At 70.6% G+C, this 16,119-nt stretch carries 18 protein-coding genes; 11 read left to right on the top strand and 7 right to left on the bottom strand.

Annotated elements, in window-relative coordinates:
- Window positions 1-40: 40 nt before the first annotated feature.
- A complete protein-coding gene (hutU, locus tag ACFU8Q_RS16940) occupies window positions 41-1,699 on the bottom strand; it encodes a urocanate hydratase (RefSeq protein ID WP_383757613.1) in 1,659 nt (552 codons plus the stop codon).
- A gap of 270 nt (window positions 1,700-1,969) precedes the next feature.
- Between hutU and ACFU8Q_RS16935 the strand changes: the two genes are divergently transcribed.
- The 4 genes from ACFU8Q_RS16935 (at window position 1,970) to ACFU8Q_RS16920 (ending at window position 4,112) form a co-directional block, all read left to right on the top strand.
- Window positions 1,970-2,392 (top strand): hypothetical protein, encoded by a 423-nt coding sequence (locus ACFU8Q_RS16935; RefSeq protein WP_384453917.1) that lies wholly within the window; start codon window positions 1,970-1,972, stop codon window positions 2,390-2,392.
- Window positions 2,389-3,165 (top strand): transcriptional regulator, encoded by a 777-nt coding sequence (locus tag ACFU8Q_RS16930; RefSeq protein ID WP_384453914.1) that lies wholly within the window; start codon window positions 2,389-2,391, stop codon window positions 3,163-3,165. The genes ACFU8Q_RS16935 and ACFU8Q_RS16930 overlap by 4 nt, the downstream gene beginning before the upstream one ends.
- A gap of 38 nt (window positions 3,166-3,203) precedes the next feature.
- Window positions 3,204-3,668, top strand: a complete 465-nt coding sequence (locus ACFU8Q_RS16925) for a roadblock/LC7 domain-containing protein (RefSeq protein WP_384453911.1) — start codon at window positions 3,204-3,206, stop codon at window positions 3,666-3,668.
- A gap of 69 nt (window positions 3,669-3,737) precedes the next feature.
- Complete coding sequence (locus ACFU8Q_RS16920) at window positions 3,738-4,112, top strand: hypothetical protein (protein WP_384453908.1); 375 nt, start codon at window positions 3,738-3,740, stop codon at window positions 4,110-4,112.
- A gap of 10 nt (window positions 4,113-4,122) precedes the next feature.
- Here the strand turns inward: ACFU8Q_RS16920 and ACFU8Q_RS16915 are convergent, their stop codons facing one another.
- The 3 genes from ACFU8Q_RS16915 to ACFU8Q_RS16905 all read right to left on the bottom strand — a co-directional run bounded on the left by ACFU8Q_RS16915 (window position 4,123) and on the right by ACFU8Q_RS16905 (window position 5,862).
- Window positions 4,123-4,659 (bottom strand): hypothetical protein, encoded by a 537-nt coding sequence (locus ACFU8Q_RS16915; protein ID WP_384453948.1) that lies wholly within the window; start codon window positions 4,657-4,659, stop codon window positions 4,123-4,125.
- Between the two features lie 169 nt (window positions 4,660-4,828).
- Window positions 4,829-5,680: a MurR/RpiR family transcriptional regulator gene (locus ACFU8Q_RS16910; RefSeq protein WP_384453905.1), complete on the bottom strand. Its 852-nt coding sequence runs from the start codon at window positions 5,678-5,680 to the stop codon at window positions 4,829-4,831.
- Between the two features lie 11 nt (window positions 5,681-5,691).
- The gene (locus ACFU8Q_RS16905) at window positions 5,692-5,862 is read right to left on the bottom strand and encodes a hypothetical protein (protein ID WP_384453902.1); all 171 of its coding nucleotides are present in this window, start codon (window positions 5,860-5,862) and stop codon (window positions 5,692-5,694) included.
- A gap of 230 nt (window positions 5,863-6,092) precedes the next feature.
- Here ACFU8Q_RS16905 and ACFU8Q_RS16900 point away from each other — a divergent pair, with 230 nt between their 5' ends.
- Window positions 6,093-7,538, top strand: a complete 1,446-nt coding sequence (locus tag ACFU8Q_RS16900) for a purine-cytosine permease family protein (protein WP_384453899.1) — start codon at window positions 6,093-6,095, stop codon at window positions 7,536-7,538.
- A gap of 79 nt (window positions 7,539-7,617) precedes the next feature.
- Entirely contained in the window at window positions 7,618-8,037 is a 420-nt protein-coding gene (locus ACFU8Q_RS16895) for a hypothetical protein (protein WP_384453896.1), read from the top strand.
- Between the two features lie 32 nt (window positions 8,038-8,069).
- Here the strand turns inward: ACFU8Q_RS16895 and ACFU8Q_RS16890 are convergent, their stop codons facing one another.
- Window positions 8,070-8,831, bottom strand: coding sequence for an SDR family oxidoreductase (locus tag ACFU8Q_RS16890; RefSeq protein ID WP_384453892.1), 762 nt, complete (start codon window positions 8,829-8,831; stop codon window positions 8,070-8,072).
- A gap of 148 nt (window positions 8,832-8,979) precedes the next feature.
- Between ACFU8Q_RS16890 and ACFU8Q_RS16885 the strand changes: the two genes are divergently transcribed.
- Window positions 8,980-9,813 carry a helix-turn-helix transcriptional regulator gene (locus tag ACFU8Q_RS16885; protein WP_384453890.1) on the top strand — a complete coding sequence of 278 codons (834 nt, stop codon included), beginning with the start codon at window positions 8,980-8,982 and terminating at the stop codon, window positions 9,811-9,813.
- A 385-nt stretch (window positions 9,814-10,198) separates the two neighbouring features.
- Here the strand turns inward: ACFU8Q_RS16885 and ACFU8Q_RS16880 are convergent, their stop codons facing one another.
- Window positions 10,199-11,605, bottom strand: a complete 1,407-nt coding sequence (locus ACFU8Q_RS16880; protein WP_384453888.1) for a cystathionine beta-synthase — start codon at window positions 11,603-11,605, stop codon at window positions 10,199-10,201.
- Between the two features lie 155 nt (window positions 11,606-11,760).
- On the opposite strand from ACFU8Q_RS16880, the gene ACFU8Q_RS16875 reads away from it, so the two are divergent.
- The 3 genes from ACFU8Q_RS16875 to ACFU8Q_RS16865 all read left to right on the top strand — a co-directional run bounded on the left by ACFU8Q_RS16875 (window position 11,761) and on the right by ACFU8Q_RS16865 (window position 15,320).
- Complete coding sequence (locus tag ACFU8Q_RS16875; RefSeq protein ID WP_384453945.1) at window positions 11,761-12,903, top strand: GDSL-type esterase/lipase family protein; 1,143 nt, start codon at window positions 11,761-11,763, stop codon at window positions 12,901-12,903.
- Window positions 12,904-13,033: 130 nt separating this feature from the next.
- Window positions 13,034-14,254, top strand: coding sequence for an acetyl-CoA C-acetyltransferase (locus tag ACFU8Q_RS16870; RefSeq protein ID WP_384453886.1), 1,221 nt, complete (start codon window positions 13,034-13,036; stop codon window positions 14,252-14,254).
- Window positions 14,255-14,489: 235 nt separating this feature from the next.
- On the top strand, window positions 14,490-15,320 hold the full coding sequence (locus ACFU8Q_RS16865) for a hypothetical protein (protein ID WP_384453943.1): 831 nt from the start codon (window positions 14,490-14,492) through the stop codon (window positions 15,318-15,320).
- Between the two features lie 97 nt (window positions 15,321-15,417).
- Here ACFU8Q_RS16865 and ACFU8Q_RS16860 read toward each other — a convergent pair whose 3' ends face one another.
- The gene (locus ACFU8Q_RS16860) at window positions 15,418-15,735 is read right to left on the bottom strand and encodes a hypothetical protein (protein WP_384453883.1); all 318 of its coding nucleotides are present in this window, start codon (window positions 15,733-15,735) and stop codon (window positions 15,418-15,420) included.
- A 100-nt stretch (window positions 15,736-15,835) separates the two neighbouring features.
- Here ACFU8Q_RS16860 and ACFU8Q_RS16855 point away from each other — a divergent pair, with 100 nt between their 5' ends.
- Window positions 15,836-16,063, top strand: a complete 228-nt coding sequence (locus ACFU8Q_RS16855; RefSeq protein ID WP_384453880.1) for a DUF4287 domain-containing protein — start codon at window positions 15,836-15,838, stop codon at window positions 16,061-16,063.
- Window positions 16,064-16,119: the final 56 nt, after the last annotated feature.

Raw genomic sequence — 16,119 nt, 5'->3', positions numbered from 1 at the left:
ATCACAGCCTCGGCGGTCCCGGCCCCGTTCCGTTCCCCGGTCACTGTCCCTCCGCCATCGGCACGCGGACGCCCTTGTCCGCGGCGACCGACTCCGCGATGTCGTACCCGGCGTCGACGTGCCGGATGACGCCCATGCCCGGGTCGTTGGTGAGCACCCGGCGGATCTTCTCGCCCGCCAGCTTCGTACCGTCGGCGACGGTCACCTGCCCGGCGTGGATGGAGCGCCCCATGCCGACGCCGCCGCCGTGGTGGATGGACACCCAGGAGGCCCCGGACGCCACATTGACCATGGCGTTCAGCAGCGGCCAGTCGGCGATCGCGTCGGAGCCGTCGAGCATGGCCTCGGTCTCCCGGTACGGGGAGGCCACGGAGCCGCAGTCCAGGTGGTCGCGCCCGATCGCCAGCGGCGCGGCCAGTTCGCCGGAGGCCACCATGTCGTTGAACCGTTCGCCGGCCCGGTCGCGCTCGCCGTAACCGAGCCAGCAGATCCGGGCAGGCAGTCCCTGGAAGTGGACGCGTTCACCGGCCATCTTGATCCAGCGGTGCAGCGACTCGTTCTCCGGGAAGAGTTCGAGCATCGCCTTGTCGGTCTTGTGGATGTCGGACGCCTCGCCGGAGAGCGCCGCCCAGCGGAACGGCCCCTTGCCCTCACAGAAGAGCGGCCGGATGTACGCGGGCACGAACCCCGGGAAGTCGAACGCCCGGTCGTAGCCGACGAGTTGCGCCTCGCCCCGGATGGAGTTGCCGTAGTCGAAGACCTCGGCCCCCGCGTCCATGAAGCCGACCATCGCCTCGACGTGCTTGGCCATCGACTCGCGTGCGCGCTGAGTGAAGTCGGCGGGCTTCTCGGCGGCGTACGAGGCCATGTCGTCGAAGTCGATACCGAGCGGGAGGTAGGAGAGCGGGTCGTGCGCGCTGGTCTGGTCGGTGACGATGTCGATCGGCGCACCCTCGGCGAGCATCCGCGGCAGCAGCTCCGCCGCGTTGCCCAGCAGGCCGATGGAGAGCGGCTTGCGGGCGTCCCGGGCCTCGGTGGCGAGCTGGAGCGCGTGCTCCAGGGAGTCGGCGCGCACGTCCAGGTAGCGGTGCTCGATGCGGCGCTCGATGGCGCGCGGGTCACAGTCGATACAGATCGCGACGCCGTCGTTCATGGTCACGGCGAGCGGCTGGGCGCCGCCCATGCCGCCGAGTCCGGCGGTCAGGGTGATCGTGCCGGCCAGCGTCCCGTTGAACTTCTTGGCCGCGACGGCGGCGAAGGTCTCGTAGGTGCCCTGCAGGATGCCCTGTGTGCCGATGTAGATCCACGAGCCGGCGGTCATCTGGCCGTACATGGTGAGCCCGAGCGCCTCCAGGCGGCGGAACTCCTCCCAGTTCGCCCAGTCGCCCACCAGGTTGGAGTTGGCGATCAGGACGCGCGGCGCCCACTCGTGCGTCTGCATGACGCCGACCGGACGGCCGGACTGGACGAGCATCGTCTCGTCCTGCTTGAGCGTCCGCAGCGTGCGCACCATGGCGTCGAACGAGCGCCAGTCGCGGGCCGCCTTGCCGGTGCCGCCGTAGACGACGAGCTTGTCGGGGTGTTCGGCGACCTCGGGGTCGAGGTTGTTCTGCAGCATGCGCAGGGCGGCCTCCTGCTGCCATCCCAGGGCGCTCAGTTCCGTACCGCGCGGTGCCCGTACGGGGCGGGGTCCTGACATGGCGTTGCCTCCTCGCTGTTTGTAAATCTTCTATTCACATCCTGATGGCCTGAATACTAGTAGTCAACAGCCCTCGCGCCGTCGTCCGGAATGAACACCGCCCGGCCGCTCCGCACTCGCCTCCCGGCCGCCCCGTTACGCGCCTCCCCCGCGCCCGCCGAAGATCCCTTACGCATGTACCTATGGAAAATGCCAGAACCCCTGCCCGGGGCGAGCACGTTGCGTAGCCTCGGAGTCACAGCCGTACGCCACGTCGGGAGGGGAGTGCGCGTGCCCGGAATCGACGAGTGCCTGCTCGAAGTCATGAGGCTGCCCGGCGCCCGCGGCGCCGCGGTGGTCGACTGGACGAGCGGCCTCGCCCTCGGCACCATCGGCGAATCGCCCAACGGCGACCACGAGGCCACCGCCGCGGAGACGGCCGAGGTCGCACGGATGGCGGCCGAGCAACCCGCCTTCGCACTGGAGGCCGCCGGACCGTCCACCGCCGTACCCGAAGAGGCGGTCGAGGGAGCGCCGCCCCCGGTCGAAGACGTCATCGTCACCACCCGGGCCGGTTACCACATTCTCCGTTTCGTCGAGACCGCCTTCGACAGCAGCGTCTTCGTCCATCTCTGGCTCGATCGCGCGGAGGGCAATCTGGCTCTCGCCCGAATACGGCTGGGCGAGATGGCCCAGCGGCTGGTCCTGTCATGAGAACCGCCCCCACCCCGGTCGCGCCCCTCTCCCCCATGCTGCAGCGCCTCGCCGCCGAGCGTGCCACCGGCGCCCTGATGCGCGACCGCGGCACCCTGTACCTCGCCGAGGGCCAGGTGGTGCACGCCGAGAGCCCCGCGACACCCGGTATCGACGTCCTGCTCACCACGGGCGGCGCCCTGCACCGCGACGGCTGGTGGGAGGCGGTCGCCAGGGCGGGCGCCGGACAGCGGGTCGGCCGCTATCTGGTGGACAGCGGGCGGGTGCCGGGCGGGGCACTGGAGCTGTGCCACCTGGGCGCGCTGTACGACGCGGCGTTCTTCGCGCTCGCCCCCACCCGCACCCCGGCCCGCTTCCGCTACGGGGTCTCCCACTGGATCGGCCCCGTCCGCCCCGTCCCCGTCGATGCCGTGCAGCGCGAGACGCTCCGGCGCCGGGAACTACTGGAGCGGATCTGGCCCGACGCGGCGGGCGACAGCGCACCGCTGGTACGGACGGACCGCTCCGTCGACGCGCCCGTTCCGCCGGGCCGGCGCCGCGTGCTCGATCTCGTGGACGGGGCGCGTACCGCATCGGACATCGCTCAGGAGCTGGGCAGGCCGGCGTTCCATGTCCTGGTCGATCTGCGGCGCCTGGCCGCGGCCGGACTGGTCGAAGCGGTACGGGAGCCGCCGGCCGCGGCCGTCCCCGGCCGGATCGCGCTTCCGGGGGTCACGGCCGACCCCGACGTCGCGCTGCTGCGCCGGCTCCGAGACGCATTGGAGGCCCTGTGATACGCGCGCTCAGACAGCGTGCCGGGAGGAGACAGCTGATGGTGCCCGAGGCCGAAGCGCAGGATGTGCTGGCCGAACTCCAGGGATTACGGGCCCGGGTCCCGCTCCTCTCCGGCGCCCTGGCGGCCAGCACCGACGGTCTCGTCCTGGCCCATGACACCCCGGGCGTGGCGGCGGAGGGCGTCGCCGCACTGACCGCGGCCGCGCTCGGCGTCGCGATCCGGATGGCGGACGCGACCGGCCGCGGAAGCTTCCGTGAACTTCTCGTACGGGGCGGGGCCGGCTACATCGCGACGTACGCCGCAGGCTCCTCGGCCGTCCTCACGCTGCTGGCCGAGGACCGGATCAACGTCGGCAGGCTCCATCTGGAGGGCCGCCGGGCGGGCGCCCGCATCGGCGAACTGATCGACACCGCGATGGAACGCGCCGCACATCCGGCACCCCCGGCCCGCGCCCCCGAAAAGCCCACCTCGCAGCCCGGCCCGCTGCCGCGCCGCACGTAACACCACACGCCCCGGAGACAACCCAAGGATCCGGTCGACCCGGCCGGCCAGGAAAGGAAACGAGCACGCATGTCGAACACCGAAGCGTCACTCAAGGAAGCGATGACGTCGATCGAGGGCACCCTCGGTGTCGCCCTCGTCGACTACACCAGCGGAATGGCACTGGGCACCCTCGGCGGCGGCAAGGACTTCAACCTGGAGGTCGCGGCCGCGGGCAACACCGATGTCGTACGCGCCAAGCTCCGCACCATGGAACACCTCGGCATCCAGGACGAGATCGAGGACATCCTGATCACGCTCGGCGGCCAGTACCACCTGATCCGGCTGCTCAAGGCTCGTGGCAGCAACGGCCTTTTCCTGTACCTGGTACTGGACAAGGGCCGCGCCAACCTGGCGATGGCCCGCCACCAGCTGAAGCGGATCGAGGCCGAACTGGAGGTCTGACCCGGCGGCCTCAGCGCCGACGCCGCGCCCCGCCGGGCGCGGCGTCACCCGCCATCGGCCCGGTCGTCCGGTACGCCTTCACCCGCTTGCCCGCGGGCCGGCCGCGCTCCACCCAGTCCGTCCGCACCCAGTACAGGGCGTCGTCCCGGCGCTCGCGCCGCCCGATCCGGACGGCCTTGATCCAGAGCCCGGCCCCCGCCCCCGCGAGCACCAGCCCGCCGGTCCCGGGCAGTACGAACGCGCTCGCCACGGCTACCAGGAACGCCCCGAGCAGCCACCACCGGTGCCCGCGCCGCCAGTTGCGTACGGTCACGGCCCGGTCCTGGAGGAAGTCGGACCGCCCGGCGCGGGTGGCGCCCCCGGCCAGTTGTGCGTACCGCCGGTCGCGTACGAGCGCCACCGCGGCTGCCGTGATCAGGAACAGCGCCGCCCCGGCCAGCAGTCCGATCCGGCGCCCGGTGAGTCCCGGCACCAGTGCGCCGATCGCCGCGGCGAGCAACCCCGGCCACCACAGCGGTGCGGCTCCGGCCCGCACGATCACGGCCACCCTCGCCAACGACTGCGCTCCGCGCCCCACGTCCGTACCCCTCTCCACGGCTCCTTCTGATGCTTCTGAGCCGGGAGATTAATAGCCGTAAATGAGCGATGTCTGAGAATCGTCGAGGTTGGTGGGGCCCCCTCGGTGCCTGATCCCCATCAGGCCGTCGCCACCGCCGTCACTCGACGAACAGCCCTCGCGCCGCGGCCCTCGCGTCGAACTCCTCCAGCCGCGCCTGCGCGTCGGGCAGGGCGTCGCACATCGCCTCCAGCAGCACCCGCCCCAGCAGCATCGGCGCACACGCGGTGTCGAAGGCGAGCCCGGTGCCGACGGCGGCCGGGATCAGCAGGTCACTGTGTCCGGCCACCGGAGCGAACGCCGAATCGGCGACCGCCACCACGGTCAGGCCCTGTTCCCGGGCATACGCGAGGGCGTCCACGACCTCCTTCGGGTGCCGGGGCAGCGCGAAGCAGATCAGCGCGGTGGCACCCGCCCGCCGCGCGGCGTCGATCCGGTCGTGCAGCATGCTGCCGCCCTCGTCGAGCACCCGGACATCGGGGTGGACCTTGGCCGCGAAGTACCCGAACCCGCGCGCCTGGGAGGAGGCGGCCCGCAGTCCGAGCACCGGCAGCGGCCGGGAGGCCGCCAGCAGCCTGCCCGCACGTTCGACCGGCCCGGGGTCGGCGAGCAGCTCGGCCAGATGCCGCAGATTCTCGATCTCGCCGAGGACGGCCTGCTGGTACTCGTTGTACGCGTCTTCCGCACCTCCGCCCCCCGGTACGGACTCGGCGGGGGCGACCTCCCGCAGGTGTTTGCGGAGCGCCGGATAGCCGTCGAACCCGAGTGCCACGGCGAACCGGGTGACGGACGGCTGGCTGACCCCGGCGAGTTCGGCCAGCTCCACGCTCGACAGAAACGGCACGTCCCCGGCCCTGCGCACCATCGAGTGCGCGATGCGTCGTTGTGTCGGTGTCAGCCGGCGCCCCTCGAAGAGCTGCTGCAGTCGTGCGGCAGGGCTGCTCTCGCTCATGCCGTCCCCCTTCAAAATCCCGTGTACTGGTCGAGCAGCTCCCCGGCCGCGACCTCTCCATCATCGGTGAGCGGCCGGTCCCGGCCCACGGGGCCGACGGAGCCGGAGCCCCCGAACGAGCCCGCGATCCCGGGCGCGGGGTTCCCGAAGGTCACGGAGTCCGTCAGGTGAGACGACATCATGCGCAAACCCCTCCTTTCCGGGCATTTCATCTCGCCCTTCGGACCTCTGGAACCAAGGTTTTACTCCAAAGTATTGACAATCTATTCAACGAAGAAGAACTCTGCATGACTATATGCAGCCGGGACAAGGGACGACACCTGATCGGTTCGGCGCGGTGGACGAGCGCTTTCCGAACGGCACCACGGCAGTTCACGACCTCGGCCTCAGCCCTAAGAAGGGAGCCCGACCCATGGCAGGTCTGCTCGAACAGCGCTCCATCGATGTCGTGCCGGACGAGGAACGTCACGGCACCGCGTTCAGCCAGTTCACGCTCTGGCTCGGCGCGAATCTCCAGATCACCGCCGTCGTCACCGGCGCGCTCGCGGTCGTCTTCGGCGGCGGCGCGTTCTGGTCGGTCATCGGCCTGGCGCTGGGCAATCTGCTCGGCGGAGCCGTGATGGCCCTGCACTCCGCGCAGGGCCCGCGCCTGGGGCTGCCGCAGATGATCCAGTCCCGCGCGCAGTTCGGGGTCAAGGGCGCGGTGATCCCGCTGGCCCTGGTGATCGTGATGTACGTCGGCTTCTTCGCCAGCGGCAGCGTGCTGGCCGGTCAGGCCGTCGGGGAGCTCACCCACCTCGGCGAGACGCCCGGCATCGTCATCTTCGCGCTGGTCACCGCCCTGATGGCAGCGATCGGCTACCGCGTCATCCACATGCTCGGCCGGGTCGCCGGGGTGATCTGCGCGATCGCCTTCGTCTATCTCGGCATCCGGCTGCTCGACCGCATCGATCTCGGAGCCGTCCTCGCCGACCGATCCTTCGATCTGCCGATGTTCCTGCTCGCGGTCTCGCTCGCCGCGTCCTGGCAACTGGCCTTCGGCCCGTACGTCGCCGACTACTCCCGCTATCTGCCGCGCACGACCAGCGCCCGCGCCACCTTCTGGTGGACGCTCTCCGGCTCGGCGCTCGGCTCCCAGTGGTCCATGGTCTTCGGCGTGCTCGTCGCGGCCACCGCAGGGGACGCCTTCCTGGCGAGCCAGGTCGGCTACGTCGTCGCCCTGGGCGGAACCGGCCTGATCGCCTCGTTCCTGTACTTCGTGATCGCGCTCGGCAAGCTGACCATCAATGTCCTCAACACCTATGGCGGCTTCATGTCGCTGGTGACCAGCATCAGCGGCTTCCGCGGTCAAAGGACCCTCTCCCCGCGCGGCCGGGCCCTCTACATCACGGGCATCATGCTCGCGGGCACCGTCGTGGCCCTGCTCGGCAAGGACAGCTTCCTCGCCTCCTTCAAGGACTTCCTCCTCTTCCTGCTGACCTTCTTCACCCCGTGGTCGGCGATCAACCTGGTCGACTACTACCTGATCTCACGGGAGCGGTACGACATCCCCGCCCTCGCCGATCCGCACGGACGGTACGGCGCATGGCGCCGGGACGCGCTGGTGGTGTACGGGATCGGGCTCCTCGCCCAGCTGCCGTTCCTGGCGACGCACTTCTACACCGGCCCGCTGGTCGCTCCGCTGGGTGGCGCCGACATCTCGTGGGTGGTCGGCCTGGTCGTACCCGCACTGCTGTACTGGCTGCTCGCCCGCCGCGACACCACGCACATTCCGGAGCACACGATCCTCCCCGCCCAGGCGACCTCGGGCGAGGACAGCGGGGCCGGGACCACCGGCACGGCGGCCGCCCGCACGTAGCCAGAAGAGACACACAGCCGGAAGAAGAGGGGGGTTAGCCCCACTGCCCCGGACGCTCCCGTTTCGTACCGTGAGGGACATGGATACCCGTGACCCTGAGCTCAAGAACGAGCTCGATGCCACCCTGCATGCCCGTAGCGAGCTGGGTGCGGATTACGAGTCCGCACTCGTCGAGTCCTTCCTGGAGAAGGTCGAGCAGCGCCTCGACACCACGCTCGACCGCCGCGTCCGGCGTCATCTCGCCGAGCAGCAGGTGAGCGTCGCCAGGGGCGCTCGCACACCGCAGCCCATGGGGAACTTCGGCGAGCGCTACGGCTTCGGGATCATCTCGCTGGTCCTGGCCATCCCGCTGTCGGCGATCGGCGCCGCGGCCGCCCATACCGCGGGCCTGGTCGTCGTCTGGCTCGGGATCGTCGGTGTCAACGCCGTCCACGCTGCCCGCAATTGGCCCTGGTTCCAGCGCCGTTCCTCGCGCGCGGAGTCCGACTGGGAGGACTGAGGGCCGCGGGCCGGGTCCGAGGACACGGGGCGCTACACCTGGCGGGTGGGCAGCACGACCAGCTGGCGCAGGTTGATGTGGCGCGCGCGACTGGTGGCGTAGGCCACGAGGTCGGCGATCTCCTCGCTCGACAGTGCCCCGACCGCGTTGAACATGCCGTCGAGCTGCCCGCTCAGCTCGGCGTTGTCGATGTGGCCGCCCAGTTCCGTGTCGGTGAGACCCGGCTCGATGTTCGTGACGCGGACGTCGCGAGGTCCGAACTCCGTGCGCAGCGACGACGACAGGTGGGTGAGCGCGGCCTTCGTCGCCCCGTACACCGCGTAGTTGGGGAACGTGACGTGCGCGCCGATGGACGAGATGTTCACCAGGTCCGCGGTGCGGCCGTCGGCGGCCGCCGCCACCAGGTCGGATGTGAAGGCCCGGATGATCCGCAGGGCGCCCGTCACATTGGTGTCGATCATCCGCTGCCACTCGTCCGTCCGGCCCTCGTCCACCGGGTTCGGCAGCATCACACCGGCCGCGTTGACCACCATGTCCACCTGCCCGAACGTGCTGTGCACCCGCTCGGCCGCGGCGTCCACGGACGCCTGGTCGGTGACATCGGCGGTGACGGCGAGCGCCTCACCGCCCTCCGCCTCGATCGTGGCGGCCAGCTTCTCCAGCCGCTCCGCGCGCCGGGCCAGCAGTGCGACCCCGACGCCCTGGGCGGCGAGCAGCCGGGCGGTCGCGGCGCCCATGCCGCTGGCGGCTCCGGTGATGACGGCGGTGCGGCCCGCGAGGGTCTCGTACGACATGTCCGTACTCCTTGTGCTCTCAGGACCGGGGCGTTCCCCCGGGCCTGGTCCCACTCTGCGCGGCTGCCACCCGGCTACCCAGGGATGCGTTGTTCCTGGGTCTGCCAGTACCAGGTTCGGCACCCGCGTTTCTTCTACGATCGGCGTCATGGACGGCGACCTCGGTGATTTCCTCCGCTCACGGCGAGCCCGCATCCAGCCCGAGGACGTGGGGCTGAACGTGTACGGCGGCCGTCGGCGGGTTCCCGGACTCCGGCGCGAGGAGGTCGCGCAGCTCGCGGGGGTGAGCGTCGACTACTACATACGGCTGGAACAGGGGCGCGGCCCGAGCGTCTCGGACGCCGTGCTCGACGCGATCGCCCGGGTGCTCCAGCTGGACGAGACGGAGCACACGTATCTGCGTACGGTGGCACGCCCGGGGCCGCGCGCCTCGGCCCCGGCCGCCACCCACCGGGTCCGCCCCGGTCTGCGCCTGCTGCTGGACACGCTCGGCGGGGCCCCGGCGTTCATCCTGGGCCGCCGGATGGACGTACTGGCGTGGAACGCGCTGGGCGACGCGGTCGTCGGCTACTCGCGGATGCGCCCGGCGGACCTGAACATCCCGCGCCAGGTCTTCCTCGACCCGGCGACGCGCGAGCTCTATCCGGAGTGGGCCGCGGTGGCGGCGGAGACGGTCGCCCATCTGCGACTGGATGCGGGGCTGCACCCCGATGACAAGCAACTGGCCACACTGGTAGGCGAGTTGTCCATGAAGAGCGAGGACTTCCGCCGACTGTGGGCGGATCACCAGGTGAAGGCGAAGACCTACGGCGTCAAGCGCATCAGCCACCCCGTCGCGGGCGAGCTGACCCTCCCGTACGAGACGCTCGGTGTGCCCGGCGACCCCGGCCAGTCCCTGGTGGTCTACACCCCGGAGCCCGGCAGCGAGACCGCGGAACGCATCGCGCTGCTGGCGAGCTGGGCGGCCGCACCGGCCGGGTGAGGCGCCGCCAGGAACGCGAACGGCGCCTCGCCCGGCCGGCCGGGCACTCGCCCGTCGCACGGCCCGCGCACCTGACCGTCGCGGACGTCCGTCGCACATGGATGTATCACGGGGACCGCCGCACCCCCGGTTTCCCAGGGGGCGGGACGACGGCGGTCCCCGCGGGGGACACGGGTCCGGGTCAGGGCCGGTCACCGTGTCCTGGCGACGGTGGAGGTCCGGGAGCCGCTCCGTAATCCGTGTCGCCGTATCGGGTGTCGGCGGGTTTCCCTGCCGACACCCCTCAATGTGCCGGACCCGTGTTAAGCCGGTGCTGCGTGTACGTGTCAGGCTCGTACCGTTTCGGCGAAGCCCGGCACCCCGGTCCGCTACTGCCTGCGGACCGTCACGGCTTGCCGGGCCCCGCGTCCTTCGCGAGGAACGCCAGCAGGTCCTGCCTGCTGACCACGCCCTTCGGCTTGCCCTCCACCAGCACGATCGCCGCGTCCGCCGCGTTCGTGCCGCCGAGCACCGCCATCAGGTCCGCGACCGGTTCACCGGAGCCGACCTGCGGCAGCGGCGGCGACATGTGCTTCTCCAGCGGGTCGGAGAGCGAGGCGCGCTGGGCGAACAGCGCGTTCAGCAACTCCCGCTCCACCACCGAGCCGATGACTTCGGCGGCCATCACGTCCGGGTGGCCCGCACCCGGCTTCACGATCGGCATCTGCGAGACGCCGTACTCGCGCAGCACGTCGATAGCCTCGCCGACGGTCTCCTCGGGGTGCATGTGCACGAGCGTCGGGATCGGGCCGTCCTTGTGGTCGAGTACGTCCCCGACGCGTGCGGACGGACCGGTGTCCTCCAAAAAGCCGTAGTCGGCCATCCACTCGTCGTTGAAGATCTTGCTCAGATAGCCGCGGCCGCTGTCGGGCAGCAGGACGACGACCACGTCGTCCGGGCCCAGCCGCTTCGCGACCTCCAGGGCGGCGACGACGGCCATGCCGCAGGAGCCGCCGACCAGCAGGCCCTCCTCCTTGGCGAGGCGACGGGTCATCTGGAAGGAGTCCTTGTCGGACACGGCGACGATCTCGTCCGTGACCGTACGGTCGTAGGCACTCGGCCAGAAGTCCTCGCCGACGCCCTCGACGAGGTACGGACGCCCGGAGCCGCCGGAGTAGACCGAGCCCTCCGGGTCCGCGCCGACGACCGTGACCGAGCCGCCGCTGATCTCCTTCAGATAGCGGCCGGTGCCGCTGATCGTGCCGCCCGTGCCGACGCCCGCGACGAAATGGGTGATCTTCCCGTCCGTCTGCTCCCACAGCTCCGGACCGGTCGTCTCGTAGTGGGAGCGCGGATTGTTCGGGTTGGAGTACTGGTCGGGCTTCCAGGCTCCGGGGGTCTCGCGGACCAGCCGGTCCGAGACGTTGTAGTACGAGTCAGGGTGCTCGGGGTCGACGGCCGTCGGGCAGACGACGACCTCGGCACCGTAGGCGCGCAGCACATTGATCTTGTCCGTGGACACCTTGTCCGGGCAGACGAAGATGCACTTGTACCCCTTCTGCTGAGCGACGATCGCCAGGCCGACGCCCGTGTTGCCGCTGGTCGGCTCGACGATCGTGCCGCCGGGCTGCAGCTCGCCGCTCTGTTCGGCGGCCTCGATCATCCGCAGGGCGATGCGGTCCTTGACCGAACCGCCGGGGTTGAAGTACTCGACCTTGGCCAGGACCGTCGCCTGGATGCCGGCCGTGACACTGCGCAGCCTCACCAGCGGGGTATTGCCTACGAGACTGATCATCGAATCGTGGTATCGCACCGTGTACTCCGGGGTCTCCGAGATGGTGCGGCAAGGGTATGCGTACGGACGCGGGATCGGGCGAAGCGATTGAGCGACCGTCACCGCGGGGCAGTTAGCTGTAGGTACGGCGGTACGGCAACGAGGAGGTGGACCGGACTGTGTCGAGGGCAAGGGTGGCACGGCGGATCGCGGCGGGCGCGGCCTACGGCGGCGGCAGCATCGGGCTGCTCGGCGCGGCGGCGGTGGGCGTACTGCTGGCGGAGGTCCAGCTGGCGAAACGGCACGTGGGCGGCGGTATCGCACCGGTTCCGCCGAGCGCGGACGGGCGGTACGGAGTGGCGTTCGCCGGCCCCGCCGCCCCGTTGCGGCTGGGATTGCTGGGTGACTCGACGGCGGCCGGGCAGGGGGTGCGCCGGGCCGGGCAGACCCCGGGGGCACTGCTCGCCTCGGGGCTGGCGGCGGTGTCCGAGCGGCCGGTGGATCTGCGCAATGTGGCGCAGCCGGGTGCCCGGTCGGACGACCTGGAAAGGCAGGTCTCACTCCTGCTCGCCGATCCGTCCCATACGCCCGACGTCTGCGTGATCATGATCGGGGCGAACGATGTCACGCACCGGATGCCCGCCACCCAGTCGGTGCGCTGTCTGACCACCGCGGTGCGCAGACTGCGTACGGCGGGCGCGGAGGTGGTGGTCGGCACGTGCCCGGATCTCGGCACGATCGAGCCGGTCTACCAGCCGCTGCGCTGGCTGGCCCGGCGGGTGAGCCGGCAGTTGGCGGCGGCCCAGACGATCGGCTCGGTGGAACAGGGCGGGCGCACGGTGTCGCTGGGCGACCTGCTGGGGCCGGAGTTCGAGGCGAATCCGCGGGAACTGTTCGGGCCGGACAACTACCACCCGTCGGCGGAGGGGTACGCCACCGCGGCGATGGCGGTACTGCCCACACTCTGTGCGGTGCTGGGACTGTGGCCGGAGACCGACCGGCTGGACGGGGCCCGGCGCGAGGACATGCTGCCGGTGGCCGAGGCGGCCTCCCAGGCGGCCAGGGAGGCCGGTACGGAGGTCACGGGCGCCCGGGCGCCCTGGGCGCTTCTCAAGCACCGCAGGCGGCGGCGCCTGCCTGCGGCCACGGAGCCTCAGCCGCACCCGGAGACGGAGCCGGCGACCGAGCCGGCGACGTCCTCCGGACCGCACGAGGAGCCGCGCCAGGAACCGCTCACGGAACCGCGCCAGGAGCCGCACATCGAGCCGCGCGAGGAACCGTCCGGAGAGTCGCACGGCGAGCCGCACGGGGAGTCGCGCAACCTCCCCGCCAATTGACCGGCTGAGCGGTCGCTTAGAAAAGAGGTCGGCGTCACATGCGCTGCCCGGTGACCCAGCAGCTACGTAGAGGTAACTTCCAAGTCAGCACCTGTCAGAACCCGCCTTCCAGCCCTCATGGAGCCGCGTGATGCCCGAAGCCGTGATCGTCTCTGCTGCCCGTTCCCCCATCGGCCGGGCCTTCAAGGGTTCGCTGAAGGACCTGCGTGCGGACGACCTGACCGCCACGATCATCCGGACCGCGCTGGCCAAGGTTCCCGCACTGGACCCGAAGGACATCGACGACCTGATGCTCGGCTGCGGCCTCCCCGGCGGCGAGCAGGGCAACAACCTGGGCCGCATCATCGCCGTAGCGATGGGAATGGACCACCTTCCCGGCTGTACCGTCACCCGCTACTGCTCGTCCTCCCTCCAGACCAGCCGTATGGCGCTGCACGCCATCAAGGCAGGCGAGGGCGACGTCTTCATCTCGGCCGGTGTCGAGATGGTGTCCCGCTTCGTGAAGGGCAACTCGGACAGCCTGCCGGACACGCACAACCCGCTGTTCGCCGACGCCGAGGCCCGCACCGCTGCCCGCGCCGAGCAGGAGGGCGCCGACTGGCACGACCCGCGCGAGGACGGTCTCGTCCCGGACGCGTACATCGCGATGGGGCAGACCGCGGAGAACCTGGCCCGGCTCAAGGGCGTCACCCGCCAGGACATGGACGAGTTCGGCGTCCGCTCGCAGAACCTCGCCGAGGAAGCCATCAAGAACGGCTTCTGGGAGCGCGAGATCACCCCGGTCACCACCCCGGACGGCACAGTCGTCTCGAAGGACGACGGCCCGCGCGCGGGCGTCACCCTGGAGGGCGTGCAGGGCCTCAAGCCGGTCTTCCGCCCGGACGGCCTGGTCACGGCGGGCAACTGCTGCCCGCTCAACGACGGCGCCGCCGCGCTCGTGATCATGTCCGACACCAAGGCGCGCGAGCTGGGCCTGACCCCGCTGGCCCGGATCGTCTCGACCGGTGTCTCCGGCCTCTCCCCCGAGATCATGGGGTACGGACCGGTGGAGGCCAGCAAGCAGGCGCTGAAGCGGGCCGGACTGACCATCGACGACATCGACCTGGCCGAGATCAACGAGGCGTTCGCCGCCCAGGTGATCCCCTCGTACCGCGACCTCGGCCTGCCGCTGGAGAAGGTGAACGTCAACGGTGGCGCCATCGCCGTCGGACACCCCTTCGGCATGACCGGAGCCCGGATCACCGGCACGCTGATCAACAGCCTGCAGTTCCACGACAAGCAGTTCGGTCTGGAGACCATGTGCGTGGGCGGCGGCCAGGGCATGGCGATGGTCATCGAGCGGCTGAGCTGAGCTGTAGCGAGCCCCGACCGTGACCGAATCTCCCCCAGGATGTGACCTATGTCCTGGGGGAGAGTCATTCCCGCAGGTCACACCAGCATCAGGGTTAAACACCGGGCCCAAAGAACTGTCCAATTCGTGACGTAATGCACTGACACCAGGCGCAGGTAGAGGACAAGCTGAGGTAGGAAGTCGGGGATCGATTGAAACCGGGAGTACGTCAGTGAGCGCCATGCCTCTTGCCCTGTTGCTGACCACCGCCGCTGCCACGGCCGTGGGCGTCGCCGCTCTGTACGCTGCTCACGGGCTGCGCAGGCAGATCATGGCCCTTCGTGCGGAGCTGGCAGCGGCTCGCGTCCACGGTGCCGCCGTGCCCGCGCAGAGCCGCAACGAAGCCACCCCGGCCGACGAGATACGCGCCGCCGTCGCCGAAGCACTCGCCGAGGAACGGGAGCGCGAGCTCGCCGAGGCCCGTGCCTTCTGGGCCACTCAGGAAGCGCGCGATGCCGCCGACGCCCCGTCCCTGCTGGGCGGCCTGACCGGGATCGGCGAGGAGACACCGTTCTTCATGCCGCGCCAGGCCGACTTCGCGGGACTGGAGGCGATGGACTTCGACGCCACCGAGGCGCTCGAAGAGCTGACGGAACTGGTCGAACTGGCGGACGTGACCGAACTGCCCGAGACGGCGGAGTTCGCCGAGGACTCCCCCGAGCTGGCCGCGGCCCGTCGCCGCCACCCCTCGCACCCCGACTTCGTACCCGTGCAGACTCCGGTCGTCACCGATCACGAACACACCGTGAACCGTCTCGAAGAGCTCGCCGACAGCCGTACGGAACTCGCCGACGTGCGCCCGGGTCCGCTCGGCACCCTCGATGTGTATGTCTTCGCCGACGGCACCACGCTCTGTATGACCCCCGGTCACCGCGAGACGGCCGAACGCCTGGCCGAGGCGCTGCTCGCGGGTGAGCACCCGGTGCTGCTGGGCGGTTCCGGCGTCTCCGGGGCGTACGCCCTGACCTTCTCCTGCGGCAAGGAGAACGTCTACATCCTCGCCGACCGCGTCATCGCCTCGTTCTAGCCCCGCGTTCCAGCCCCCGGGGGCATCCGGGCGGAGCAGCTCTCGCCGACCGCCGCCCCCGCGCCAACCCCGCCGCGCCGCCTGCCGCCTGCCGCCGCTACGCGAACGCCCGCGCAGCCGCCTCCGTCACGAATTGCACGGCCTCGTCCAGCTCCGCCGACGGGGCCGTTTCCAGTGCCACCGCCAAGTCACGCCCCGCTACGGCGAGTTGGTCGCCGATCGCGAAGATCCCGGCGTCCGGCATGATCCGAGGCTCCCGGTCCGGCGCCTCGATGCGCTGGGCACGCAGCCCCAATTCCCTGGCCGTGGCCAGTCCTTCGGCAGCCGCTCCGCGCTGCAGACGGCTCTGCGGGGCGGCGCGCAGCCGGTCGGCGAATCGGTCCACGGCGGTGATCAGGGGGGTCGTATCGAGCACTCCGCGACCCTACGCGCCCTCCCCGGGTGGTTGCCAACGGGCCGATGCTCGGGCACGGTGTCGGGAAGGACCAGCAACGCGCAATGCGTCGGAGGCGCCGATGTCCCAAGTCTTCTCCGAAGAGACCCATCGCAATCTGCTCTCCCGAATCCCCCGCTGCACCGGTCGTGAAGTCTCCGACTGGCTCCGCACCGTCGAGGAAGGCCCCGCTCTCCCCTTCGAGGAGAAGGTCAGCTGGCTGCGGAGCGAACACGACCTCGCCTACGGACACGCGAAGGCGCTCATTCACGAGTACGACCTCAGAAGGGCCGCGCGCAAGCTGCTCTAGGCACACACTGCTCCAGACACACGTGGGAAGGAAACGGAACGGCCCGCAGGCACATG

Source organism: Streptomyces sp. NPDC057543 (genome assembly GCF_042801895.1).
In the GTDB taxonomy this organism is placed as follows: Bacteria; Actinomycetota; Actinomycetes; order Streptomycetales; family Streptomycetaceae; genus Streptomyces.
This window is presented reverse-complemented; position numbering and strand designations above follow the sequence as displayed.